Source organism: Mesorhizobium australicum (genome assembly GCF_900177325.1).
Classification (GTDB): domain Bacteria; phylum Pseudomonadota; class Alphaproteobacteria; order Rhizobiales; family Rhizobiaceae; genus Mesorhizobium_A; species Mesorhizobium_A australicum_A.
Genome location: NZ_FXBL01000004.1, coordinates 1,945,703 through 1,970,473, shown reverse-complemented (window position 1 = coordinate 1,970,473; position 24,771 = coordinate 1,945,703). Strand labels below are relative to the sequence as shown.

21 protein-coding genes and 3 pseudogenes are annotated in these 24,771 nt (G+C 63.1%); 9 read left to right on the top strand and 15 right to left on the bottom strand.

Features of this window, described 5'->3' with window-relative positions; all coding sequences use genetic code 11:
• The first annotated feature begins 8 nt into the window (after window positions 1-8).
• The 3 genes and pseudogenes from B9Z03_RS11980 to B9Z03_RS11970 all read left to right on the top strand — a co-directional run bounded on the left by B9Z03_RS11980 (window position 9) and on the right by B9Z03_RS11970 (window position 3,021).
• A complete protein-coding gene (locus B9Z03_RS11980) occupies window positions 9-842 on the top strand; it encodes a class I SAM-dependent methyltransferase (RefSeq protein WP_085464408.1) in 834 nt (277 codons plus the stop codon).
• 568 nt (window positions 843-1,410) lie between these two features.
• A complete protein-coding gene (locus B9Z03_RS11975; RefSeq protein ID WP_085464407.1) occupies window positions 1,411-2,004 on the top strand; it encodes a DUF6088 family protein in 594 nt (197 codons plus the stop codon).
• Window positions 2,005-2,079: 75 nt separating this feature from the next.
• A pseudogene (locus tag B9Z03_RS11970) lies at window positions 2,080-3,021 on the top strand (nucleotidyl transferase AbiEii/AbiGii toxin family protein).
• Window positions 3,022-3,411: 390 nt separating this feature from the next.
• On the opposite strand, the gene B9Z03_RS11960 reads toward B9Z03_RS11970, so the two are convergent.
• The gene (locus tag B9Z03_RS11960) at window positions 3,412-4,506 is read right to left on the bottom strand and encodes a pilus assembly protein (RefSeq protein WP_139832244.1); all 1,095 of its coding nucleotides are present in this window, start codon (window positions 4,504-4,506) and stop codon (window positions 3,412-3,414) included.
• Between the two features lie 484 nt (window positions 4,507-4,990).
• On the opposite strand from B9Z03_RS11960, the pseudogene B9Z03_RS11955 reads away from it, so the two are divergent.
• Window positions 4,991-6,232, top strand: a pseudogene (locus B9Z03_RS11955) (IS256 family transposase).
• Between the two features lie 419 nt (window positions 6,233-6,651).
• Here the strand turns inward: B9Z03_RS11955 and B9Z03_RS11950 are convergent.
• The 13 genes from B9Z03_RS11950 to B9Z03_RS11890 all read right to left on the bottom strand — a co-directional run bounded on the left by B9Z03_RS11950 (window position 6,652) and on the right by B9Z03_RS11890 (window position 18,912).
• Window positions 6,652-6,894: a DUF2274 domain-containing protein gene (locus tag B9Z03_RS11950; RefSeq protein ID WP_085464404.1), complete on the bottom strand. Its 243-nt coding sequence runs from the start codon at window positions 6,892-6,894 to the stop codon at window positions 6,652-6,654.
• Window positions 6,891-8,069, bottom strand: coding sequence for a TraB/TrbI/VirB10 family type IV secretion system protein (locus B9Z03_RS11945; RefSeq protein ID WP_085464403.1), 1,179 nt, complete (start codon window positions 8,067-8,069; stop codon window positions 6,891-6,893). The genes B9Z03_RS11950 and B9Z03_RS11945 overlap by 4 nt, the downstream gene beginning before the upstream one ends.
• Window positions 8,066-9,136 carry a P-type conjugative transfer protein TrbG gene (trbG, locus tag B9Z03_RS11940; protein ID WP_085464402.1) on the bottom strand — a complete coding sequence of 357 codons (1,071 nt, stop codon included), beginning with the start codon at window positions 9,134-9,136 and terminating at the stop codon, window positions 8,066-8,068. The genes B9Z03_RS11945 and trbG overlap by 4 nt, the downstream gene beginning before the upstream one ends.
• A complete protein-coding gene (gene trbF / locus B9Z03_RS11935; RefSeq protein WP_085464401.1) occupies window positions 9,133-9,822 on the bottom strand; it encodes a conjugal transfer protein TrbF in 690 nt (229 codons plus the stop codon). The genes trbG and trbF overlap by 4 nt, the downstream gene beginning before the upstream one ends.
• On the bottom strand, window positions 9,819-11,177 hold the full coding sequence (trbL, locus tag B9Z03_RS11930; RefSeq protein WP_085464400.1) for a P-type conjugative transfer protein TrbL: 1,359 nt from the start codon (window positions 11,175-11,177) through the stop codon (window positions 9,819-9,821). Before trbL ends, trbF begins: the two co-directional genes overlap by 4 nt.
• Before the next feature lie 3 nt (window positions 11,178-11,180).
• Complete coding sequence (gene trbK-alt, locus B9Z03_RS11925; RefSeq protein WP_085464399.1) at window positions 11,181-11,450, bottom strand: putative entry exclusion protein TrbK-alt; 270 nt, start codon at window positions 11,448-11,450, stop codon at window positions 11,181-11,183.
• 21 nt (window positions 11,451-11,471) lie between these two features.
• Window positions 11,472-12,251 carry a P-type conjugative transfer protein TrbJ gene (gene trbJ, locus B9Z03_RS11920; RefSeq protein WP_085464398.1) on the bottom strand — a complete coding sequence of 260 codons (780 nt, stop codon included), beginning with the start codon at window positions 12,249-12,251 and terminating at the stop codon, window positions 11,472-11,474.
• Window positions 12,248-14,722, bottom strand: coding sequence for a conjugal transfer protein TrbE (gene trbE, locus B9Z03_RS11915; RefSeq protein ID WP_085464397.1), 2,475 nt, complete (start codon window positions 14,720-14,722; stop codon window positions 12,248-12,250). Before trbE ends, trbJ begins: the two co-directional genes overlap by 4 nt.
• 9 nt (window positions 14,723-14,731) lie before the next feature.
• Window positions 14,732-14,992 (bottom strand): VirB3 family type IV secretion system protein, encoded by a 261-nt coding sequence (locus tag B9Z03_RS11910; RefSeq protein ID WP_085464396.1) that lies wholly within the window; start codon window positions 14,990-14,992, stop codon window positions 14,732-14,734.
• Complete coding sequence (locus B9Z03_RS11905; protein WP_085464395.1) at window positions 14,992-15,324, bottom strand: TrbC/VirB2 family type IV secretion system protein; 333 nt, start codon at window positions 15,322-15,324, stop codon at window positions 14,992-14,994. The genes B9Z03_RS11910 and B9Z03_RS11905 overlap by 1 nt, the downstream gene beginning before the upstream one ends.
• Window positions 15,321-16,262, bottom strand: coding sequence for a P-type conjugative transfer ATPase TrbB (gene trbB, locus B9Z03_RS11900; RefSeq protein ID WP_432416995.1), 942 nt, complete (start codon window positions 16,260-16,262; stop codon window positions 15,321-15,323). The genes B9Z03_RS11905 and trbB overlap by 4 nt, the downstream gene beginning before the upstream one ends.
• 227 nt (window positions 16,263-16,489) lie before the next feature.
• The gene (locus tag B9Z03_RS11895) at window positions 16,490-16,918 is read right to left on the bottom strand and encodes a ribbon-helix-helix protein, CopG family (protein WP_085464393.1); all 429 of its coding nucleotides are present in this window, start codon (window positions 16,916-16,918) and stop codon (window positions 16,490-16,492) included.
• Between the two features lie 8 nt (window positions 16,919-16,926).
• A complete protein-coding gene (locus B9Z03_RS11890) occupies window positions 16,927-18,912 on the bottom strand; it encodes a conjugal transfer protein TraG (RefSeq protein ID WP_085464392.1) in 1,986 nt (661 codons plus the stop codon).
• A 202-nt stretch (window positions 18,913-19,114) separates the two neighbouring features.
• Between B9Z03_RS11890 and B9Z03_RS29395 the strand changes: the two are divergent.
• Window positions 19,115-19,372, top strand: a pseudogene (locus tag B9Z03_RS29395) (IS3 family transposase); the annotation flags it as partial.
• Between the two features lie 40 nt (window positions 19,373-19,412).
• Here B9Z03_RS29395 and B9Z03_RS11885 read toward each other — a convergent pair.
• Window positions 19,413-20,558, bottom strand: a complete 1,146-nt coding sequence (locus B9Z03_RS11885; RefSeq protein WP_244561903.1) for a helix-turn-helix transcriptional regulator — start codon at window positions 20,556-20,558, stop codon at window positions 19,413-19,415.
• 655 nt (window positions 20,559-21,213) lie between these two features.
• On the opposite strand from B9Z03_RS11885, the gene nusG reads away from it, so the two are divergent.
• From nusG to B9Z03_RS11870, 4 genes are all read left to right on the top strand, one after another.
• Window positions 21,214-21,690, top strand: a complete 477-nt coding sequence (nusG, locus tag B9Z03_RS11880; RefSeq protein ID WP_176247501.1) for a transcription termination/antitermination protein NusG — start codon at window positions 21,214-21,216, stop codon at window positions 21,688-21,690.
• Window positions 21,691-22,100: 410 nt separating this feature from the next.
• Window positions 22,101-22,580, top strand: a complete 480-nt coding sequence (locus B9Z03_RS29390) for a FecR family protein (RefSeq protein ID WP_139832240.1) — start codon at window positions 22,101-22,103, stop codon at window positions 22,578-22,580.
• Between the two features lie 603 nt (window positions 22,581-23,183).
• Window positions 23,184-23,999: a tyrosine-protein phosphatase gene (locus tag B9Z03_RS11875; RefSeq protein ID WP_085464389.1), complete on the top strand. Its 816-nt coding sequence runs from the start codon at window positions 23,184-23,186 to the stop codon at window positions 23,997-23,999.
• On the top strand, window positions 23,996-24,757 hold the full coding sequence (locus tag B9Z03_RS11870; protein ID WP_244561725.1) for a polysaccharide biosynthesis/export family protein: 762 nt from the start codon (window positions 23,996-23,998) through the stop codon (window positions 24,755-24,757). Before B9Z03_RS11875 ends, B9Z03_RS11870 begins: the two co-directional genes overlap by 4 nt.
• Window positions 24,758-24,771 lie beyond the last annotated feature (14 nt).

The following is a 24,771-nucleotide window of genomic DNA, read 5'->3' as shown; positions in this document are numbered from 1 at the left end:
GGCGAACGATGGCGATGAAGAAGACGGCGCCTCGTGCGGACGCGAAACCGGGCGCCAGCGAAAAGGTCGACATTGGCAAGAGCTATGACACTTATTTCGCCTCCGGCCTCTACCGGTCGCGTTACCCCCGGCCAAACAGGCGAACCCTGCGCACGCTGGAACAGCTTCTTCCCATCGAAGGCCGCCTTCTCGACTACGGCGCCGGCGAGGGACGCTATTGCCTGAGCCTGGCGAAATCGCACGCGGCTCATGTCGTTGCCGTCGACATCAGCACCACCGCACGCTTTACGCTGGCGAACCGAGCGCGCGACATGAACCTCGCCGACCGCGTTGTCATATGCGAACCAGGCGATGCGACCTATCGTGCCGAGATCAGCGACGATGGTGGTTTCAACGTGGCGTTGCTCGGCTTCGGTGTGCTGGGCCATGTGGCCGGCCGCTCTCGGCGCCTGGCGCTGCTCCTGGAATTGCGCGACGCGCTATCGCCGCACGGACACCTGGTTCTCGGCCTGCCCAATGCGATGCGGCGTTTCCGGGCCGAGCAGGCCCGATACGCGCCCCGTGTGCACACCGGAGAATTCGAGGAAGGCGACATCCAGTACGAACGGGTGTCCGACGCAGGCACCGTTCCGCTCTTCTACCACCTTTTCCGTCGGGGCGAGATCTATGCCGATCTTGACGAGGCTGGTTATGTGGTCGAGCGGCTGACGAGCGAAAGCATGTTGCCGGAGACCGTCGTCACGAACTCGAAAGCGCTGGCGCTCATCGACGACCTGGCATGCAGCGCGCTGCCAGCCGACCGCGGCTACGGCTATCTGGTTATCGCGCGTCCCCGAAATTAAAGGGCCAGTCCGCAGGCTGACACGTATGGTTACCGGCGCTGCGACGATCTCCATCTGGAACCGGCGCAGGTCGTCGGCGGTCGCCGCATCCGGTGAACGCCGAGGAACGTCACCAAGCAGCTTTGCACTCTCTTTGTGGACGACCTAATTCATTCCCACTCGATTGTTCAGATCACACCTAACATGCTGATTTAAAACGACAATTTCTCGCTTGCCCACCAAGGCGCCGCCATGGGGGCCGTCAAAAAGTTACGGTATTGATTTTAAAGGGAAATATGCCCCAGAAATTATTCTTGGGGTGTCGGCATCTATCGGGACCAATCACCCTTCAGAGGCCAAAATTCTCGCTCGGCTTCCCCAGACTCGCCGCCGGGGAAAGCACCGTCAGTCTTCTAGCACATCTGCCGGTCGGTGGCGAGATCTGCGCTACGGCCCATCACTGCGGCCCATGCGAAGGGTTCTCGGGCAATCAGCCACGAGGCGCGCGAGGTCCTACTTGAATGTCAGAAAAAGATGGTCTATTTTCTGACGCATGAAAACGCAAGCAACCTCAGTTCCTGACCGGATTATGAAGCGGGCCCGTGCACGGGGGCGTGGCGGCGTCTTCACGCCCAGTGACTTCTTGGACGTGGCGGGGCGGTCGGCGATCGACCAGGCGCTTTCGCGATTGGCCAAGGGTGGGCAGCTCCGCCGTCTGACCCGGGGCCTTTACGATTTCCCGAAGATTCATCCGAATCTCGGCCCGCTTTCACCGACGCCCGACGACGTGGCCCAGGCGCTGGCGCGCGAGACAGGATCGCAAGTGCAGATCGCCGGCGCTCGCGCGGCCAATGCGCTCGGCCTCTCAACCCAGGTTCCGGCGAAGAGTACCTACCTGACCGACGGACCTTCCCGGCGCGTCGTGCTTGGCAAGCGCGTAGTCGATCTTCGTCATGCTTCGCCCAAGCACCTCATCGCTCCGGGCAGTCCGGCTGGCACCGTAGTACAGGCCCTTCGTCATGTTGGGCCCGTCCGTGCTGCGGACGTGGCGCAGGTCGCAGCCCGTCGCCTGTCGGCCAACGACAAGAAGACGCTGGGATCCACAGCCGTCCAGGCGCCTGCCTGGATGCGGCCGACGCTCGTCTCCATCGCAAACACGGTGTCGGGCGAGTTGGATGGATAAGGTCGCCCTGCTCCCCGCTCGAGACCGTGCCGCCCTGTTCGGAGAAACCGGCGCGACTCGGGGCGTGCGGACACGATCATCGAAAAGGACTTCTGGGTCTGCTGGACTCTGCGCCGCCTGTTCGAACAGCCCGAGGACGCGCCCACCCTCGTTTTCAAAGGTGGCACATCGCTCTCCAAGGCCTTCAATGCCATCCGCCGCTTCTCGGAGGACATCGACCTGTCCTTCGATCGAGCCGACCTTGGCTATACCGGGGACCGAGATCCCGAGAAGGAAGGCCTGAGCAGAAAAAAGGTCGGGCAGCTCATCGACGACCTGGTTCGCGACGTCGAACTGCACATCGCCAAGAAGCTTTTTCCCGCACTCCGCGCTTCGACCGTCCGGCAGCTCGGCGAACAGACCAACGGCGAATGGTCGTTGGAGATCGACGGCGCCGACGCGCAGACGGTGAACTTCCACTACCCCACCGCGCTCGCCGCCGCCGAATACGAGCGCATGGGGTACATCACGCCTCGGGTGAAGCTCGAACTCGGGGCTCGCGGAGATCCCTAGCCTACGGAAGAACGAGTCATCCGCCCCTATGCGGCGGATGACTATCCCGACTTCTTCGAGAACCCCGACAGCACCGTCGTCGTCCTCTCCGCCCGCCGCACCTTCTGGGAGAAGGCGACCGCATTGCATGCCGAGGCGCATCGTCCGACCGAGTCCTCGACATCGCAGTATTTCTCGCGGCACTACTACGATCTCGCCATGCACTTCGAGACCGACGAAGGCAAAGCCGCCGCCACCGATTTCGAGCTTCTCGCTCAGGTCGCCAAGCACAAGGCGATCTTCTTCCGGTCCGGCTGGGCCGACTACGACACCGCCTGTCCAGGCTCGCTGCGGCTTTTGCCTGACGAGGCGCGGCTCAAGGATCTCCGCTCTGACTACAGAGCAAGTTGCCCCGATGGCGTGCGTGATGGATCGGCCGTGTCTTTGCGCCTAATTCAGTTCCGGAAGGCCTCCCGCCATCGCTGAGCTGCGATCCGGGCTATCGATAGCGCGGTATGCTCACCCGTCCAACCGGCAGCAGTCGCCAGATCAAACAGTTTCCTGACGGACGGTTCCAAAGAGAACTCGCATTGCCTCAGATAATCCGCATGCTCCTGCGTGATGGTCGGCGCATTTATCTTCGATTTAGCGGTCATAGCATAACCCTCCGGGGTTAAGATGCTCCCCACTACATCATCTGCCATGGACCTTGAGTGAGCCTTGCGGTTGGCTGCGAGCAAAGCGGGCTCATGGCAGCATCGCTGAAGCCGGCTCGAATGACCGAAACTATAGAGCCAGCTAGCTTTGCCCGCCCCTGCGCGACACTATCTGACGATCGAGATATGGCGCCCGGCGGTGAGTGCGTGGTCGCCGAGCTTACCCTCGCAGTTTGCCCCATACCGGGAATTGCCGTTGAACTCGATCGTATCTCCGACGATGCGCAGGCATTCGCCATCGGCGGTCGCGCCGGCATTGCCGGTGAAGGAGACATGGGCTCCCGGCGCGTAGAGGAAGCCGTCGACGAAGGAACCGGACGTTCCGTTGATCGATACCGTTGGTGTTGCTCTTCGGCTGGTAGATAGTAATGCCCGCATAGGGGCCGGTTTCCGGCGGAGAGAGCTGTACGATCTCGTTCCCGTTGATGGTGAACTCCGCGTCCATCAGGAAGATCGTCACGCCCGCGCCTCTCAGGAAACCGTTTCCGCCGAGATTCACGCGGCCGCCGCGGAGGATATAGACGCCCGCTTCGAGTGTCACTTCTCCCGAAATCGTCTTGTCGCAATAGGTCCCCCGAGAAAGGGTCTTGGTCTTTCCTTCCGGAACGGACTGGCAGCTCGTATAGCTGGGCGGCTCGACCCCGGCCAGCGGATCGACGGACGGATATTGCTTCTCGAGCACTTCGGGGCACTCGAGATCGGCCACGCCGAGCCCCGACGTCCGTCCGGAGGTGAGCACGCATTCGGCCTTGAGGTTGGCCGCACCATCGAGCGTCACTGCCGAGTCGGACTTCGAATTGGCCGCCAGCACGCAGCCCTCCATGTCCATCTGCTTCGAAACCTGAATCTTGACCGACGAGGAGGCGCTTCCATTGAGAGCCAGGACGCATGCCGACCGGCCGGGTTCCACGCGCACGACGCTGCTTTTCGCGCTCCTCCATTCGAACGACCAGCGTACCAGCGGCTCCAGGGTCAGATGCGACGCGACGGTAATGTAGTTGTCCGGTCCATCCGCCTCCGCGGTGGCCGTCAGCGGGCTGACTTCCGCGTCCTCGTATTCGAACTCGGAAGGCACCCCTTCGGCAGTCAGCATGTTGGCGGAAAAGACGTCTTTGCGGAGCGCCTCGAGTTCCGCCGTCGTCATGCCGGAATAGTAGACCGTCCCGATCGCCAGGGCTGCGGAATCGAGTGAATTCTGAAGCTCGACACTCTTGCGCTGGAGGTTGACCACATCGAGCGCGCCGGAAAATGCCATCATGAGCGGAATGTGGCGATCGGGAGAATCGCCGCAACGTTCCCGGATCCAGATTCGAGGAATCTGAATTTCATATTCGCCCCCAAGTAGAAAGCCACAGATTAATGAATAGGATACGAAAACTTCGGATATATTCAGCGGGAACGGGCAATTTGAATTGTATTTGAGGAGAAGGCTGGGTAGCGGAGCGGTAGCGAAGCGTTTTCGGCGATCTAGATCTGGGGTTCGGCAGCCGCGTCCTTCCCAAGTGGCTGATTATTGCCTTGGCAAAAGCATAGCTGTTGACCTCGCCATGAGTTGAGCGAAGATATTATCGGCTCAGCCCACGCCATTTGAACTGTTCATTCGATTACAGCGGAACAGGCGAAGGGCCGGGATGCGGGGTGACGTCCCTGGTGTGGTGTAGCTGGGTAGCGCGGTGGTCATCGGCGCTTTCCGGTAGGGTCTGGTTGTCGAAGCCAAGTCCTCACTGGAAGGAACACCGATGACCGACGACATGATGAACCTGCGCGCGCTCGTGGAGACTGAGCCGGACTAGAAATCAGTCCGGTGGACTGATTTCCCGGCGAAGGCGGATGCCGATCTGCTGCGCGAGATGATCGGCTTTGCCGCCGAGAAGCTGATGGAGATGGAGGTGGGCGCCGCAACCGGCGCCGCCTGGGGCGAGAAGTCGCCACTGCGGACCGCCCAGCGCAACGGCTATCGCGACCGGGACTGGGAGACGCGGGCCGGCACCGTCGAGCTGCGCATCCCGAAGCTGAGGAAGGGATCCTACTTCCCAGGCTTCCTGGAGCCGCGCCGCATGGCCGAGAAGGCACTGACGGCTGTCATCCAGGAAGCCTATGTCCAGGGCATCTCGACGCGGTCGGTCGACGACCTGGTCAAGGCCATGGGCATGAGCGGCATCTCGAAGAGCCAGGTCAGCCGGCTGTGCGAGGAGATCGACGGCAAGGTGAAGGCCTTCCTCGAACGGCCGATCGAAGGCGATTGGCCATACCTGTGGATCGATGCGACCTACCTGAAGGTGCGCCGTGGCGGCCGCATCGTCTCTGTCGCCGTCATCATTGCCGTCGGCGTCAACACCGACGGCCGGCGCGAGGTGCTGGGCATGGAGATCGGCACGTCGGAAGCCGAGCCGATCTGGACCGAGTTCCTGCGCAAGCTCACCCGCAGAGGCCTGCGCGGGGTGAAGCTCGTCGTCTCCGATGCCCACGAAGGCCTGAAGGCGGCCGTCACCAAGGTGCTCTCGGCCACCTGGCAACGCTGCCGCGTCCACTTCATGAGGAACGTGCTGGCGCACGCAGGCAAGAGCGGCCGTCGCGTCGTCTCGGCCTTCATCGCCACCGCCTTCGCCCAGGAGACACCCGAGGCCGCCAGCGCCCAGTGGCGTGCCGTCGCCGATCAGATCCGCCCGAAGGTGCCGAAGCTCGCCGCCATCCTCGACGACGCCCAGCCCGACGTGCTCGCCTACATGACCTTCCCGAAGGAGCACCGGGCAAAGCTCCACAGCACGAACCCGATCGAGCGCCTCAACGGCGAGATCAAGCGGCGGACCGACGTGGTCGGCATCTTCCCGAACGACGACGCCATCGTCCGTCTCGTGGGCGCGTTGCTGCTGGAACAGAACGATGAATGGGCCGTCCAGAGGGCCCGATACATGACACTGGAAAGCGTCGGCCAGTTGAGCGATGATCCGCTCATCAGCCTGCCCGCAGTGGCGCGCTGATCAGCCCGGCAATGCCGGAGAGCATGGCGACCAATGCCGCCAGCTACACCACGCCATGGGACACCATCCCGTCACAGATTTCCTTCTTCAGGAGATTCGCTTCTAGCTTTCGAAAGCGACACGTGAGAAGGAGGAAAATTACCTCGTCAGTGACATTAGCTGGTCCGGTGAATGGAGCTGGGTAAACCTCGGAACGCACATCGCAAATCTGCTGAAGCAATCGGAGCCTGCGAACGCAGCCACGTTGGGCAAGCTCCGCACGATTTTGCAGGGATCGGCATTGTCCGACGAGGAAATAGCCGCGCTCGCGTCGACAAAAATCCGGTCGGCACACACCCCGCGGCATGTGGCTCACTGGTACGCCGTATGGCTAAGGCGACAATCGGGCGCCGGTGTATTTTTCAAGCTGCTGGGGAGCGCTAAGCCTTTGCAGACATCGGGGGCTGAGGGTTCCGCCTCGCCTTTGCAAATGCGCGATCGGTCGCCATGAAGCGCCCCACCATCGGGGCGATCAACTTGGCCGGATCGCCGACCGGTTGGCCCGTCTCGCGGCCCAGAATCTCGGCGTAGGTTAGGAGGTCACGATGCAGCGCCGCCGGCAACTCCACGGTGATCTTGGTCGGTTTGTCGTCATGAATAGCACCGAGCTTGAGTTTGGTCATCGGTCTGCTCCATAGGGTTCGAGCACGAGATCTCGCGTGACGACCACCCGGACCGGGAAGCCGGGACGGATCGTGAGCGTCGGCGCGACCTTCAACTGGCGCTGGATGATTTGCTGGCCGGCGTCGTTGATCGTATCCTGGGCGCCGCCGTGGATAGCCGCGATGAGTCGGTCCTCGTCGTCCATCGTCAGCTCCGCGCCGACGGCGAGCAGCGTGGAGAGGCCGGCCGCCTTGATCAGATCCCACCAGTGATAGTCGACACCGTCTTCGAGGCCGGCGTAGCCGGCGGTGTCCGCGCCGAGCTGGCGCGCCAGCACGACGGAGCGACCGTTCGGGAAGATCAGCCGCGACCACACCAGAAGGACGCGACGCTGACCAAAGGCGACGCCATTATCGTATTCGCCGACAAGCCTGGTGCCTTGAGGAATGAGAAGGATGCCGCCGGTGGGACTATCATAGATGTGCTGGGTGACTTGCGCCGTTATCTGGCCGGGAAGGTCGGAACGAATGCCGGTGATGAGTGCGGCCGGAATTACGGAGCCGGCTTGCAGCACGAAGGGCGAGGCCGGCGCGACCACACGATCACTTGCAATGGTGCGGCGATCGACCTCGGCTTTGAGGAAGGCGAGCTGCCGGTCCTGGTTTCCTGATCCACCGATGGCCGGCGGAGGGTCGCCGAGCGTGGGCTGGAGAGCGACAAGTCCCGATGCAGCCGGCGTTCGGGTCTGGAAGAAGACCTCGCTGGTCCGGGCCGCTTCCATGTCGGCGAGGCGGCGTTGTTCCTCGGGATTTGTCTGCGGGACGGGAAGCACCTCGGCTGGAACCGCTCGCCCGTCCTGGCGGGCGCGGACGATCGGGCCGCCGAGGTCGCCGGGAAGCGGTGGGCCGAGCTGCGGAATCCCGCTGTAGTCGGAAGGCAAGCCCCGCAGGCCGTCGGCAGTCTGCCTTCGGTCGGTGGTGAATAGCTCCGCCTCGCCGTGCTGGCGATCGGCGGTCTGGAGCGCATAGATCAGCGCGGCGCCGATGCCGAGACCTGCGACGAGACCGAGTCCCGTCAGCACGCGGCGTGAAATACGCGTCACCCTTGGAGCTTCAGCCCGCAGACGCATCGCGCTGACAGGATCCTGCGTCGCGGCGCGCACCCCGTTCCCCTTCCCTGCGTCGGTCTCAATCATGTCGAAGGCCCTCCACCAAGGCCCCGGGCGTCCGTCGGTTGAAAAGCCGCCCTATTGGAGCTTCGCCTCCCCTCTCGGAGACCGCTCCTCACCGCATCGGTGCGCACGATCCTGACGGTCTGCTGCTGCTTGCCGCTCCCGAGCCGCAATTCGGCCGCGCCGAACAGGCGGTCGACGATAAGGATGTTCTGATGGACGCGGCTGTTGACGATCTCGGGCTCGCCGTTCGAGCCGATGACGAAGATAGGCGGCATTTCGCCCTGAACGATCCCACGCGGAAACTCGACATAAACATGGCGACCGTCGTCATAGACCGAAACCGGCCGCCAGGGTGGGGTATCGCCAGTCAGCCCGTAGCGATAGTTGCGCGCGGGCTGGGCCGGGATGATTGGTGCGGCCGAAACGCTGGGCCGCGACGACGCGACTTGCGGGTAGGCCCACGCCACTGCCGGCATGTAGGGCTTCTCGCCGGCGCGCAGCTCGATCATGTAGGTTCGGCGGTCCGTCGTGATGATCAGATTGGTGGTGATGTCGGTGCGCGTCGGCTTCACCAGAACATGGATGCGGCGGGTAATGCCCGCCCCGGATTCGGTGTCGCCGATGATCCAGCGGGCCGTGTCGCCGGCCGCGATCGGCCCGGTCCCGGTCAGGCGCTCGCCCGGTTCCAGCGCGAGGACAGTGATCTGACCGGGCGCGGCATAGACCTGATAGAGCGCGCCTTCGCTCCACGGATAGATTTGGATGGCGTTGTAATATCCCTCTTTGCGCGGCTCGACACGCGCCGCGATGTTGGCGTTCTCAACGCGGCCAGTTGTCGTGCTCGCGCGATCGCCGCCCTTCGAGGGCGTCCACGCCGGCGGCACGAGGATCGGCCGCGGCGCCACCTCGTCGGTGTTGACGGTGATCGCCGGTAGCGGCGGGACGTCAGCATCGTAGCTGATCTGCGGCGGCTTCGGCGCGGTAGCGCAAGCCGCGAGCGTCACGGTCGAGATCAGGAGCACGCCAAGCGTGGACACGGAACTGCGGAAAGCCGGAGTATCGGCTCTGCGGATCGTCGGTCTGCTCATTGTCCCAGCTCCTTTGACCAGTTGATGGCATTGACGAAGACACCGAGTGGATTGCGGCGCAGGCGTTCCGCATCGCGCGGCGGCTGGATGACGACGGTGAGGATGGCGGTCCAGCGTTCGGTGCCGGCGAGCTGGCCGTCCTCGTAGCGGCGTTCCGTCCAGGCGACGCGGAAGGAGTTCGGCGAGGCGCGGATCACGCTCGAGACCTCGACCGCAACCTGCTGGCGGCCGACACGGGTGAACGGATCGTTTGAGCGCGCATAGTCGTTGAGGGCGACTGCACCGCGGTCGGTTGTGAACTCATAGGCCCTCAACCAGTTCTGGCGAACGACGATCGGGTCGGCGGGCAGGCCGCGGACCTGCTCGATGAAGCGCGCCAGATGGAAGGCGATCTGCGGATCGGTCGGCCGATAATCGGCGGTGGCGGGTTCGACCGCGCGGGCCTCGCCAGTGCGGTCCACCTCGACCACCCACGGCACGACGGTTCCACGCGCCGATTGCCAAACGTGAGCACAGGCTAAGCCGGCCGACAGGATCAGGCAGCCGAAGGCCATCAGCCGCCAGTTCCGTGCCTGAACGCGGGCGGAGCCGATTCGCTCGTCCCAGACTTGAGCCGCCCGCTGGTAGGGTGTCTCGGGTTCCGGCGTCTTGCCGTAGTGTGTCGTGGCTCGCTTGAAGAAGGTCATGATCTGTCTCTTTCGGAGAGGCTGACGGAGGCACCGCCGCCGTGGTTGTCACCAGAGCGGACGGCGTGCGCGGCGGCCGTGACGCCGTGGCTCACGGACTGGCTGTGGCGCATGCGGCGTGCCCAGGCTGGCGGGTCTTCTGTGGAGGTGGGTGACGCGGGCGGATCGGGGACGCCCCCACCGACTGTGCCCATCGACGACGAGCCGCCGGTGGCTGCGAAGGCTGAACTGCCGCCAGAGTCGAAGGAGGAACTGAGCCTTTCGGAGGCGCGCGATGCGGCGCGCTTGAGCGGGGCGGCTGCTGCCCCGCCGGCGGCACGCGCGACACCGCCGAGGCCCGCGGCAATGCCGGCCGATCCGGTCTCGCCGGCAGAGGCGAGAGAATAGGAGGTCGAAGCGCCACCAGCCAACGTGGCGCCGCCCCGAACGCCAGCGGCACTCGCCGACAAGGCAGCTCGCCCGCCCCTGGCGGCGAGCATCGTGGCGCCACCCGCGGCGACGGCAGCACCGCCCACCGCAAGGCCGGTCCCCACTGCGGCGCCCGCGCCGAGCTGCGGTCCGCCGGAGACGATGCCGTTGGCGATGCCCGGTCCGAAGATGCCGAGACCGAGGAGCGAAAGCGCCGCCAACACGATGGCCATGGCGTCGTCGATGGTCGGCTCCTCGCCACCAAAGCCGGATGTGAACTCGCCGAACAGGGTCGATCCGATGCCGATGATGACGGCCAGTACCAGAATCTTGACCCCCGAGGAGATGACGTTGCCAAGCACCCGCTCGGCCATGAAGGCGGAATGGCTGAAGAGGCCAAACGGAATCAGCACGAATCCCGCCAATGTGGTCAGTTTGAATTCGATGAGCGTGACGAAGAGCTGGATGGCCAGGATGAAGAATGCGAGCAGCACGAGCGCCCAGGCAAACAGCAGGCAGGCGATCTGGATGAAGTTTTCGAAGAAGCTCCAATAGCCCATCAGATCGGAAATGGATTCGAGCAGCGGCCGGCCGGCATCCAATCCGGTCTGGGCGACACGGCCGGGACGCATCAGATCCGCAACCGAGAAACCGGTGCCCGATGCCATTAGGCCAAGACCGGCGAAGCTGTCGAAGACGATGCTGGCCAGGCTGTTCCAGTTGCCGATCAGATAGGCAAAAATGCCGACGAAGATCGTCTTCTTGACCAAGCGCGCAACAATGTCCTCGTCGGCGCCCCAAGCCCAGAACAAGGCGGCGAGTGTGATATCGATGACGATAAGCGTCGAAGCAATGAAAGCGACTTCACCGCCGAGCAGGCCGAAACCGCTGTCGATGTAGGAGGTGAAAACCTCGAGGAAACGATCGATGACGCCCGCGCCTTCCATGGACTAGTTCCCTGGTGTCGGCGAAAGGAAGTGGCGGCGGTTCTCGTCCCATGCGGCGAGGCATTCGGGGTTGCGCGTTGCGGCCTCGCCCATCTCCCGACAACGCCCGAGCGTCTCTCGCAGGGGATCGGGGCGCGGAGTATCGATGGCGGTGGGTGGAGATGATTGCGGTCCGGTCGGTTTCCCGTCGCGCGCGAGATGGGTCGCCGCGGCCGTGACGGCCACGGCGATGGCGACGACGGCCGCGAGGCGCGCAAGCATTTTGCCGTCCATGATCGCCCCCTCCGTTTGAGCTCAGTTTCCGCCCCGGAACATCTGGGCGTTTCCGGGCCGGTAGCCGGCACCCGGTTCGAGAAAGCGGCGGCGCTGCTCGCGGCCCTGTTCGGCCGCTGCGGCCTGCTCGGCGGACGACAAAGCGTCGGCCCGACCATTGGCGGCGAGCAGTGCCGTCAGGTCCGTGAGTTGCTGTGCCTGGAGGGCAAGGATCTGGTTGCCGGCCTGGGTCGCCTGGAGTGCGCCGGTCGCGCCCTGACTTTCGCCAACCAGATTGGAGAGCTCTACACGCTGTGTCTCGATGTTGCCGACCACGCCCGCCTGGACGCGCATGGCGTCCTTCAAGGCGCCGACGGTGTTACCCCATCGCTCTCGCGCCAGCTCGACAAGCTTTTGGTCAGAGACGGTGAGGTCCATGTTGGAGTATTGGTCGGAGAAGATCCGGTCGATCTCCTGCACGTCGAAGGCGATCCGCTGCGCCTCCCCGAGGAGCTGTTGGGTCCGCTCGACCGACTGCTGGATTCGTTGCAGCGAGGAATAGGGCAGGCTTGCGAGATTGCGCGCCTGGTTGATCAGCATCTGGGCCTCGTTCTGGAGGCTCTGGATCTGATTGTTGATCTGCTCGAGTGCCCGCGCCGCCTGCAGAACGTTCTCGGCATAGTTGGACGGATCGAAGACGATGCGTCCCAAGCCGAACAGCGCATAGGCAGGAGTAATGGCGACGGGAAAGAGCGCCACCGGTACCGACAGAATGGTGGCAGCGAGCAGGGCGGCGCGAAGGAACGAGCGACGAGGGGTCATACGAAAATCTCCTCTATGAGGTGTTCGAGCGCCGGCGTCAGCGCGTCGAGGTTGGTGAGGTCGGGGATGAGGTCGGCTGCCCAATCGAGGTCGTTGGCGCGCAGCCAGGCGGCGAGGAAACCCTCGCGCCCATGTTCGGCGAGCACCGCTTCGATCCGGGCATGGTCGGACTTGGCGGAGGCGGCGCACAGCGCCAGCGCCACTTTGCCGAGGCCGAGTTCGAACAGACGGTTGCCACGGCGGGACTGGGCATAATAGTCCCGCTTCGGCATGGCCCGTGCGATGATCTCGATCTGCCTGTCGTTCAACCCGAAGCGGTGATAGATCGCGGTGATCTGCGGCTCGATCGCGCGGTCATTCGGCAGCAGGATACGGGTGTGGCAGGAATCGATGATCTCGGCCGCGATCGTGCTCTTCTCGAGTTGGGCCAACGACTGGGTGGCGAAGACGACGCTGGCGTTCTTCTTGCGCAGCGTGACCAGCCATTCGGCGAGCTGTTTGGAAAACCCCGGATCGCTGAGCGCCAGCCAGCCCTCGTCCACGATGACGAGAGTCGGCCTTCCGTCCAGCCGGCCGGCGATCCTGTGGAAGAGGTAGGAGAGAGCCGCCGGCGCCGCCCCGGTGCCGAGCAGGCCTTCGGTCTCGAAGGCCAGCACCGTGGTTTGGCCGAGGCTTTCAGCCTCGGCGTCGAGCAGCCGGCCATAGGGTCCACCGAAGCAATAGGGTTGAAGCGCGCGCTTGAGATCATTGGACTGGAGGAGCACCGTCAGCCCGGTGATGGTCCGCTCCCCCACCGGCGCTGAGGCGAGCGAGGTGAGCGCGGTCCAGATATGCTCCTTGACCTCCGGCGTAACTGTGACGCCCTCGCGGGTCAGGATCGCGACGATCCAATCGGCCGCCCAGGCGCGCTCCGGCGTATGCGTGATCCCGGCGAGCGGCTGAAGCGAGACGGAGGCCTCGGTGCTCTGGGTGAGTTCGCCGCCGAGATCGTGCCAGTCGCCGCCCATGGCGAGCGAGGCGGCGCGGATCGAGCCGCCGAAGTCGAAGGCAAAGACCTGCGCGCACTCATAGCGCCGGAACTGGAGCGCCATCAGCGCCAACAGCACCGACTTGCCGGCACCGGTCGGGCCGACGACGAGGGTGTGGCCGACGTCGCCGACATGGAGAGACAACCGGAACGGGGTCGAGCCTTCCGTTCTGCCATAGAGCAGCGGGGGCGCTTGGAAGTGCTCGTCCCGTTCCGGCCCCGCCCACACCGCCGAGAGCGGGATCATGTGGGCGAGATTGAGCGTGCTGATTGGCGGCTGGCGCACATTGGCGTAGAGATGGCCGGGCAGCGTGCCGAGCCAGGCGTCGACGGCGTTGATCGTCTCGATCATGCCGGTGAAGTCGCGGCCCTGGATGACCTTCTCGGCCAGCCTCACCTTCTCGTCGGCGATGCGCGCGTCCGCGTCCCAGACTGTGATCGTCGCAGTCGCAAAGGCTTCGGCGGCATAGTCGGCGCCAAGCTCCTGGAGGGCGAAGTCCGCGTCGGCCGCCTTGTTAGCCGCGTCGGTGTCGACCAGGACGGACGCCTCGTTGGTCAAGACCTCCTTGACGATCGCCGCGATGGACTTGCGCTTGGCGAACCACTGGCGGCGGATCTTCGTCACCAGCCGCGTGGCGTCGGTCTTGTCGAGCAGGATGGCGCGTGTGCTCCACCTGTACGGGAAGGCCAGGCGGTTAAGCTCATCGAGGATGCCGGGCGTGGTCGTCGCCGGAAAGCCGACAATGGTGAGGATGCGCAGGTGCGTGTCGCCCAGGCGCGGTTCCAGCCCGCCAGCCAGAGGCTGGTCGGCCAGCAGGGCGTCGAGATACATCGGGGTTTCTGGGACGCGGACGCGGTGGCGCTTGGTCGAGATGGTCGAGTGCAGGTAGGTCAGCGTCTCGGCGTCATCGAGCCAGCGGCATTCGGGCATGAAGCCGTCGAGCAGCGCCAGCACCCGATCGGTCCGGTCGACGAAGCCGCGCACGATCTCCCAGGGGTTCACCCCGGTCTGCTCGCGGCCCTCGTAGAGCCAGGACTCGGCGCGAGTCGAATCCTCGGCCGGCGGCAGATAGACGATGGTCAGGAAATAGCTCGACTCGAAATGAGTACCGGCTTCCTCGAAATCGGCCTTGCGCTCGGCATCGACCAGCGCGGAGGCGGCATCGGGGAACGTGTTTGTCGGATAGGTCGCAGCCTCGTGGCGCTGCGCCTCGACGAAGATGCTCCAGCCCGAGCCGAGGCGACGGAAGGCGTTGTTGAGGCGTCCGGCGACGCCGACGAGTTCGGCTGGCACGGAACTGTCGAGATCGGGGCCGCGGAACCTGGCCGAGCGCTGGAAGCTGCCATCCTTGTTGAGGACGACGCCTTCGCCGACGAGCGCGGCCCAGGGGAGATAGTCGGCGAGCCGGGCTCCGGTGCGGCGGTATTCGGCAAGGTTCATCATCGTTCCACCTCACAGGCCGAGATGAGCGGGGATTCGCAGATGCCGGCGCACGACCTCGACGAAGAGCGGATCGCGCCGTGCCGCCCAGACGGCGGCGAGGTGCCCGATGGCCCAAAGCAGGACGCCAACCAGCCAAAGGCGCAGGCCAAGGCCGAGCGCTGCCGCGAGGGTTCCGTTGAGGATCGCGACTGAGCGCGGCGCACCACCGAGCAGGATCGGCTCGGTCAGCGCGCGATGGACGGGAGCGGTGAATCCGGGGACGTCTTCCATCAGATCATGGCTCCGCCGCCGAAGCTGAAGAAGGAGAGGAAGAAGCTCGACGCTGCGAAGGCGATCGACAGACCGAAAACGATCTGCACCAGGCGCCGGAAGCCGCCCGAGGTGTCGCCAAAAGCAAGCGTGAGGCCAGTGACGATGATGATGATCACCGCGATGATCTTGGCGACCGGGCCTTCGATGGATTCGAGGATCTGCTGCAGCGGCTCCTCCCAAGGCATAGAAGAACCGGCGGCATAGACGGTCTGGGTCATGGCGAGGCTGAACGAGGTGGCGAGCACGGTTGCCGCAAAGCGTGCTCGGGCGCGAAGGGTCATCGATGTCATTGCGAGGCTCCGGTGGGTTCGGGGGTCGGGATGGCGCGGAAGAGGTCGTAGTCGCCGGTCGGGCCGATCCCGGTGACAAGGGCGAGCTCGGAGAGGCGGCGCGCAGACCCGCGGCCGGTGAGCACGGCAATGACGTCTATGGTCTCGGCGATCAGCGCGCGCGGCACGGTGACCACGGCTTCCTGGATGAGCTGTTCGAGGCGGCGCAGTGCGCCGATGGCCGTGCCCGCATGGATGGTGCCGATGCCGCCGGGATGGCCGGTCGACCATGCCTTGAGCAGGTCGAGCGCCTCGGCGCCGCGGACCTCGCCGATCGGTATCCGGTCGGGCCTGAGCCGCAAAGAAGAGCGCACGAGGTCGGAGAGGGAGACGATGCCGTCCTTGGTCCGCAGCGCCACGAGATTGGGCGCGGGGCACTGCAGCTCCCGCGTATCCTCGATCAGCACGACGCGATCGCCGGTCCTGGCGACCTCAGCCAGAAGCGCATTGGTCAGCGTCGTCTTTCCAGTCGAGGTGCCGCCGGCGACGAGGATATTCTGCCGCTCCGCGACGGCTTGGCGCAGCACGTCGGCCTGGGCGGCGGACATGATGCCGGCGGCCACGTAGTCCGCAAGCGTGAACACCGCGACCGCCGGCTTGCGGATCGCGAAGGCCGGGGCGGCCACGACGGGCGGCAATAGACCCTCGAAGCGCTCCCCTGTTGCGGGCAGCTCGGCCGAGACGCGCGGCGCGCCGGCATGGACCTCGGCGCCGACATGGTGCGCGACGAGGCGAATGATGCGCTCGCCATCGGCCGGAGCGAGCCGTTCGCCCGTATCGGCGAGACCTTCGGCCAGTCGGTCGATCCAGAGCCGCCCGTCGGGGTTGAGCATCACCTCGACGATCGCGGGGTCGTCCAGGAAGCGGACGACGGCGGGACCCAGAGCGGTGCGCAGCATGCGCGTTCCGCGTTCGACCGCCACCGATGGTCTGAACGAAACTGCCACGTCGTCCCCGCTCCGCTGCGGGCGCGCACGATGCGCGGCCCTGGATCGGGGATGAGTAGAAAAGGCAGGAATGGGCCGGCGGCAACGAGCCTCAAGGGGTCGTCGTAGTCTGGCGCAGTATTACCGGGGAACGGCGGAAGCGCCCTGGCGGCGCCAGCCCATCCCGTGCCGTCCGAAGCCTAATCGGAGGTGGAAAAAACGTCTTCGGGGATTTCGCTGCGCAGTTTTGGACCCTGCGCGAGCCGCCGCCCGAGCGCAGCCACGAAAGCATCGTAGCGCTTGCCGAACTGTGCCCGGGCGGCGGCCTGCGCGGGCTCGGGGAGTTGCGGCGTTGTCGTCAGCCAGAACCGCACGAAGACGGCGAGGGTCTCGACGGAGATGCCGAGATCGCGTTCGAGGCGGTTGAGGCGCCGGTCGATCTGATCGAGCCGCCTGGTCATGGCCGCTTCCTCCCGCTCGGCGGCATCGGGCGACAGGAAGGAGGCAATCGCAGCCTCGGCCACGAGCGAGCGCGAGAGATTGCGCCGTGCGGCGTGCTCGACCAGGGCCTTCATCACCGGTGGATCCAGATAGATTGAGAGGCGCTGCTTCTTGCCGATCCTGGACATGGCGCGCCTCACAGCATGCCGTCGCTAGGATCGAGGTCGGCCTGGCGCGCCACCTTCTGCATGGCGCGGTTGAGAGTACGGGCGAACACCGCCGCTTCGTCGTTGGCGTCACGCTCCGGATCGAACTCGTCCTCGCCGACCGGGGGTGACTGAGCGGCGATCTTGCTGCTGAGTTCAGGCTGCCGGCGCCACTCCGACTCCGTTAGGTCCTCGTTATCAGCCGCGAGCGTTGATGGAAGGTCTCCCGCGACGAGGTCGGGGCGCGGTGGCGGCGCGAGAACGCTCCAGTCATCGGCCTCGACGCTATGCCCAGGTTGGATGGTTGGAGGCGTCAGAATACGTTCAGTAAGGCGGGCATCCTCGTAGTAGCGCGCCTTGCGCGCCCGGATAGGAGGGATGCCGGCTGCCATGACGATCTCGTCGCTTGGCGGCAGCTGCATCACCTCGCCGGGCGTGAGCAGCGGTCGCGCTGTCTCCTGGCGCGAGATCATCAAATGCCCGAGCCATGGCGCGAGCCTGTGCCCGGCGTAGTTCTTCATTGCCCTCATCTCTGTCGCGGTGCCGAGCGCATCGGATATCCTCTTTGCGGTACGTTCGTCGTTCGTCGCGAACGAGACCCGGACATGGCAGTTGTCGAGGATCGAGTTGTTCGGACCGTAGGCCTTTTCGATCTGGTTGAGGCTCTGGGCGATGAGAAAGCTCTTCAGCCCGTAGCCTGCCATGAAGGCGAGAGCCGACTCGAAGAAATCGAGGCGGCCGAGCGCCGGAAACTCGTCGAGCATCAAGAGCAGCCGATGCCGTTCGGTCTTGGCATCAAGATCCTCTGTCAGGCGCCGGCCGATCTGGTTGAGCAGGAGCCGGACCAGCGGCTTGGTGCGGTTTATGTCCGAGGGCGGTACGACGAGATAAAGCGTTGCAGGTCGTTCGCCACCAACGATGTCGGCAATTCGCCAGTCGCAGCGAGACGTCACCTTCGCCACGACGGGGTCGCGATAGAGCCCCAAAAAGCTCATGGCGGTCGACAATACGCCCGATCGCTCATTATCCGATTTGTTGATCAGCTCGCGGGCCGCCGAGGCGACGACAGGATGCGGCCCCGCCTCGCCCAGATGCTTTGTCTTCATCATCGCGGCAAGCGTGGCCTCGATCGAGCGGGCTGGATCAGACAGGAAGTTGGCGACGCCGGCGAGCGTCTTATCGCGCTCAGCATAGAGGACGTGGAGAATGACGCCGACCAGCAGAGCGTGCGAGGTCTTTTCCCAGTGGTTGCGGCGTTCCAGGCTCCCTTCCGGGTCGACGAGGATGTCGGCGATATTCTGGACGTCTCTCACCTCCCATTCTCCACGCCTGACCTCAAACAACGGATTGTAGGCCGAGGAGCCGGCATTGGTGGGATCGAACAACAGAACGCGGCCGTGCCGCGCGCGTAGGCCGGCGGTGAGTTGCCAGTTCTCGCCCTTGATGTCGTGGACGATCGCCGAACCGGGCCAGGTCAACAGCGACGGGATGACGAGACCGACGCCTTTGCCGCTTCTGGTCGGCGCGAAGCACAGCACATGCTCGGGACCGTTGTGCCGGAGATAGTCGGGCCCATATCGGCCGAGCACCACGCCGTCCGGTCCGAGAAGGCCGACCTGCCTTATCTCGAGCGGGGTCGCCCAGCGGGCCGAGCCGTAGGTCTCAACGTCATCGGTCTCGCGTGCCCGCAGCACCGACATCAGGATCGCGACAGCGATGCTGACGAAGCCGCCCGATGCGGCAACGACAGCGCCCTCGTGGAAAATCGAACGCGCATAGGCGTCGTAGGAAAACCACCACAGGAAGAACGCTGGCGGATGATAGACTGGCCAGCCGGCGAGATCGAACCAGGGCGTGCCAAGCTGGGCCTGGAAACCGAGCCGCCAAGCTGTCCATTGCGTGGCGGCCCAAATCGCGGACAGCACGATCAGGCCGACCACGATGATCTGGCCCCAGAGGATTTTGGTGCCCGACATGTTGTTCTCCTTCGGTCTGGACGTCAGGCGGGTCAGGAACAGACCTCAAGTTCATTTTCGCTCTCGTCGCACCGTGGCGTGGTGCGTCGGGAAATGACCGGTGCAGGCCACGTGGGTCGAGGTCTATTCACTTCGTGCCGTCGAAAAAGGTGGTGCCGCACAGCAATTGACAATGGGTCAAACGGGGCCGACCGCCCCGGGAGAGGCCGGGGTTAGACTTTCAGTAGGCGACGTCTGTGACAGCAATGACAACGCTCTCGCCAAAGCTATCAACCCTCGCCAGAAGAAAGGCCGCGGTGATCCACCGACACGGACCATGGCGCTCATTCGGGCCGTCGAGTTCGCCACCCTGGACTGCTTGAACAATCGCCGGCTACCGGAGCCAGTCCGCAACATCTCCCCGGCGGAAACCAGCGAACGCTCCTACGCCACGCTAGATGAACCGGCCATGGCCGCGTGACGCAAACGCCACGGCCTTCGAACCACCAGGGGCGGTTCAATTACTTAGTGTCTCTTATTTTGCCCGGCGTCGGTTCATATTTCGCCGAACCACTTAACAGTGCCAATAATGAAGCCTGGGAATTCTGCCCGGTCTTTGCGAAGATTGCCTTTAGATGAGTTCTAACTGTCTGATCGGAGATTCCGAGTTGCCCCGCGGCGGATTTGACCCCTCCCCCTGCCAGTATGGCTTTGGCGACACGGGCTTCTCCAGGGCTCAGATCGAAGAGGCCCTGCAGAAGCTTGACGGAGGGCACGGCCCGAGTGTCGATCGGGTTGATCAGTAGCAGGCCGGTCGCGCCTGAAAATACGTCGCGCGCATCACCGCGCAGAGGAAGAACGTGAAGAACTGCAGGCGGACTCGAATCGATGGCCGAAAGCGGCAGCGAACATCCGCTCGAAGTCCGGAGGGAAAATGTCTTGACCGCTTCTTCGAACAAGGAACGGGCTTTCAAATCGGTTACGGATACGACATTCCTGGCGCTAATCTGAATCTGCGGCGCCATCGTTAGGAACATGTCGTTATGAGCGATGACTCTGCGGGAACTGTCGATAACGGCCGCAGGAAGACCAAGCATATTCAACGTTTCCACGATCAGTTTCGCACGCTCAAACACCAAGCGAGACGACAGGAGCGCGGCTCGCGCCAAGTGCGGTCGTGCGGCGTCCAGTGCGGCCAATCGGTGACGTTCAACCGGACCATCTGAAAACTTGCGCTCGATGCTGAACACGAGCAATTCGCCGCTGGGCGCTGGTATCGCAGTCGCTGCACCCCAGCCCAGCCCCACCGGCCGCAAAGCCTCGCGATAGACGGGGTCTTGCTCGAGTTCCTCGCGCGTATAGACGTCTAGGTCGGTCACGAAACCTTGGAAATCGTAGTTCAGCAAGCGGGCGGCGCGCGTGTTTCGATCCATCCAGCCATCGGCGACGAATTTCTCCATCACCTGGTGAGTGCTTTCAGAGGAGATCCAGCGGGTCGAGTTTCCTGTGCTCGCAAACAGGATCGTTCCGATGCCACCCGCAAGCTTGGCGAGCTCGTCCAGAACGCTCGGCCACAGTTCTGGTATTAGCGCCGCTTCGTAGATCTTGTCGGTAAATCTTTCCTGGTCTTGCACCGCTTTTCCCCAATAGCGTTGGAACGGCTTCACTGCCAATGGTTCGAACCGCTCCACGGTTCCATGTGAGCGCAATGAATCTAAATTTTCAAGCTTAGCTGTATTGCCTAAATCTAGTGCTATAGCTAATTTTTTAGGACGACCCGATGTTCATATTTCGGAGTGAATGTATCGGCACTACCCCAAACGGGTGAAGCGCAGGCTTATGCATTCGTGCAATTTCCTTGAGGGACCGTGTCGGGGGACGCGATATGACAATGAGCGTGCAACAAAGCTTGGAGGGTCAGGCCTTAGTCCGGCGTGACCCATGCTGCGAGCCGTGCGGATCAAACCGTTATGGCTTGGCAAGCTATGTCAGTCCGAGGGGCGATCTCAAAGGTCGTGCCATCCATCTGGAATTCCTACCTAAATCACGGACTAAGTTAGCTTTTTCGATACTGCTCAAAGAAAGCAACACGTCGATTCAACTGGGGCGTTGCTGCCCGAGCGATGCGGGGGCTGCACATGAGCAATCATGGCGACCAGTCTTTCAAGATTCTGAGAGGAGGTCGGCGAGGTCCCGCGGGCATGATCGCCCTATTCCTGCTTTGATGTTCAAGCTGACACTTCCAAGTGCCGGCGGCCGAATGGTGTGCGCCTCATGAGCCCTACACCTTCGAACATTAGGGCGGGAGCACAATGGTTTGCTGTGAGCCATCAGCCAGGTCGCGAGGACATCGCCGAGGCAAATCTGCTTCGGCAGGGCTTCAAACCGTTCGTTGCCCGCCAGCTTTTTACAGTTCGTCACGCGCGCCGGCTGACCGTGCGCCGAGGCTCCTTTTTCCCCGGCTACATGTTTGTTCGCCTCGATCTTACACGAGACCGGTGGCGTAGCGTGAACGGTACCATGGGGGTCCGGTCGATCGTTATGATTGGCGAGAGGCCAGCCCCGTGCCCAGCCGGTCTGGTTGAACAGCTAATAGACATGACAAACGCAGACGGCATCCTCGATTTCAGTTCGAAGCTGCGCGTTGGGGATGCCGTGCGGGTGGTGTCGGGCCCCTTCGCCAACCTGATCGGAAGGCTCGATCGCCTTGATGGGCCAGGTCGCGCCCGGGTGCTGCTATCGATTATGAATGGCGAGGTTGCCGCGACCATTGCCGCAAAGGACCTCGCAGCGGCCTGAGCAGGCGCTCAGTTGGGATGTCAATTTAAGGCGGGATCTCAGGCCATGAGTTCATCTTCTTCCCACTCCTGGTTGAAACGACAATCGGCATGAACGCCAGCACCGCCTTGCCAGTGACAATTGAAGTTCCTCCGCATCCGAGCGCAAAGGAAGGTCCGCTATGAGGCACAGTTGGGGGCCTTCTCCCGGGGAGGGATTTGTTAAGAATCGGACCGAATCCCAATTCTTACATTCCACCCTCCCCAAATCTCTCGGGCAAAGCGCGGAAATAAGAACGAACGATTTCCGGCCGCGTGTGATTTGCTAACGATTCTGCAAACATGGACCTCGAAGGCAGGATGCGTGCTTGTGCTGCAGCTGCGAATGAGGTAAAACTTATATTAGGTGTTGGGGATAGAAGAAGGCGTCTAATGATTGGGGTAACTTACTGCTTTAGAGGCGGACTGGCGGCAATCTTTTCGCTTGCTGTCGCGTTTACAGGTGGCTTTGCCCAGGCTCAGATCGCCGATTGCACCTGTCTCGTGCCGCAGGCGTCGTCCCCTGGAACTCCTGTGGGGCGGGTGGTGGATATTTCGGGCAACAATGTAACGCTGTCCGGCCCTGCCGGCCCGGGACGAGCTGTTGCAGGCGCGCCGCTTCGGCTTGGCGATACGCTGACGGTTGGTCCAGCGAGTTCGGCGGCCTTCGTGGTCGGCAGCTGCTCTCAAAGGTTGACCGCCAAGACAGAAATGACCATGTCGCCGGTCAACGGCAACATCTGTGTTGCGGTCAGCGACGCCGGCGCCCCGATCTTCGGCCAGGCCGGGCCCCTGATCCTAGGTGGCGTGGCTCTGGCAGGAGGGGCGGCTATTATCCTGTCGCTCGGAAGCGACAATCCTGTTAGTCCTTGATCCCCGTTCTAATGAGGTAACATCATGCGTCAGTCCAACCTCCTTGGTGTCGTCGGAAGTGTGGCCCTCTTTGGGACGATGATTCTCTCGGCAGGTTCCGGCGCGATGGCTCAAGGTGCCAATTGCGAATGCGTGGTTCCCGGGGCCGCGCTCCCGGCGGCGGGTCCAATTGGCCGACTCACGGACGTTTCTGGCACTGTGGTGCTGACCGGTTCTGGCGGCCCTCAGAGAGCTGCGTCTGGGGTACCTCTTCGAATGGGTGATCAGTTATCGGTTGGCCCGCAAAGCTCGGCTTCCCTCTCAATCGGGACTTGCGCACTCAGTCTCGTCGCTCAGACGGAGATGACACTGCAGCCAGTTGATGGCGCTCTTTGCGTCGCTGTGACGGATGCCTCTGTCCAGCCCGCCGGCGTTTTAGGTTCAAAAGCTCCGCTGGCGATTTTCGGGACGCTTGCAGCGGGGGCTATTCTCGGCGATGTAGTATTAGACCGCCGCGATGATGTTCCTGTCAGTCCGTAGCTGGAACTTATATGCGCCGATCCGCAGAACTGTGATTGGTGGCGAATGTTTGGATGATTGCCCTCATCTGTCTAGGAGAGGGCTATGATCGATCTGCACTCACATATCTTGCCGGGAATAGACGACGGGTCAGCCAGCTTGGCGGAGTCCATTTCCATGGCGCGCTTGGCCGTCAATGACGGAATCCAAGTGATGGCCTGCACGCCGCACATCGTGCCGGGCCTCTATGACAATGGCCATGATAAGATAACGACAGCGGTCAAGTTACTGAGTGAGGCTCTGAAGCACGAAAATATCGCGCTGAATTTGATTGTAGGCGCCGACGTCCACGCCGCTCCCGATCTGGTCACAAAGATCTCGGAGAAACAAATTCCCACTCTTAACAATTCACGCTATTTCCTATTTGAACCACCACATCATGTTGTTCCGCCTCGACTGGAGGAACTTGTCGTTCGCCTTATTGCGGCCGGGTTCTGTCCGATATTGACACATCCTGAACGCCTATCCTGGATTCACTCCCATTTCGACGTGATTGCCAGAATTAATGCGCGCGGGTGTCTTATGCAGGTAACGGCTGCATCGTTGACGGGGAATTTTGGCAAGTCAGCACGCTATTTCGCCGAGCGCATGCTTGATGAGGGACGAGTCGATATTTTGGCCACAGACAGCCACAACACAAAGAGTCGGCCACCGATTCTATCTAAGGCGCGTCAGCTTGTTGAACAACGGCTTGGAGCTGACGAGGCGCGGCGCATGGTCTTTGACAGGCCGGCAATGATCGTGATGGATCGCCCGTTGACTGCTGTTGGCGCCGACAAAGAGATTTCTAACAATGACCGGGAAGCTGCTTCCGGTATTTCCGGTCTGGTTGGACGTCTTTTGAGGAGGCGCGAAGCGTGAACGGCTTTTCGCACCGCGCCTTGGCTTTCGCCACCCTCCTGCTGCTGCTTTTGGCAGCTGGCTGCATGTCGTCGTCTGAAGGCTCCCTCGCGGGCGTCGGGTCGAAGCCGGCCGCCGCCCCACCAGCTTCGGGAGACAGGGACCTTAGGGTCGTCTCGGAATTGCCTGTCCCCGAAGATACTGCCGGCGGAACGGAGAGACCGATCGCACCGGGAGACATTTTGGAAGTCTCTGTCTTTCAGGTTCCCGACCTCTCACGCACCGCTCAGGTCGATAGTGTCGGCCGCGTGTCGCTGCCCCTGATCGGCGTTATTCCGGCAGCAGGCAAGTCTGTTCGAACGTTTGAAAACGACGTCAAGATTGCCTATGGCCGCGACTTCCTGCAGTCGCCGCAGGTCTCCGTTCTCGTAAAGGAATCGGCGGCCAATCGGGTGACTGTGGATGGGGAGGTCCGTCGTGCCGGCGTATTCCCGCTGCCGCCGTCCGCCTCGCTGCTTGACGCGGTCGCGCTTGCCGGCGGTTTCAGTCCCGTCGCAGATGAAAAGAAGGTCTATGTCTTTCGGCAAGCGGGATCCCAGAAACTTGTAGCAAATTACGACGTGTCTGCGATAAAGAGCGGGCGGCGCAACGCACCTAATCTGTACGGGGGAGACGTTGTGGTGGTGTTCCCATCCTCTTCGCGTGTGGCGTTTCAGAATCTGAAGGAAGCCCTTGGCGTTGCGACATCTGTCGGTCGGCTCACCGCAATGGGTCTCTAGATCCCGTCAATAGG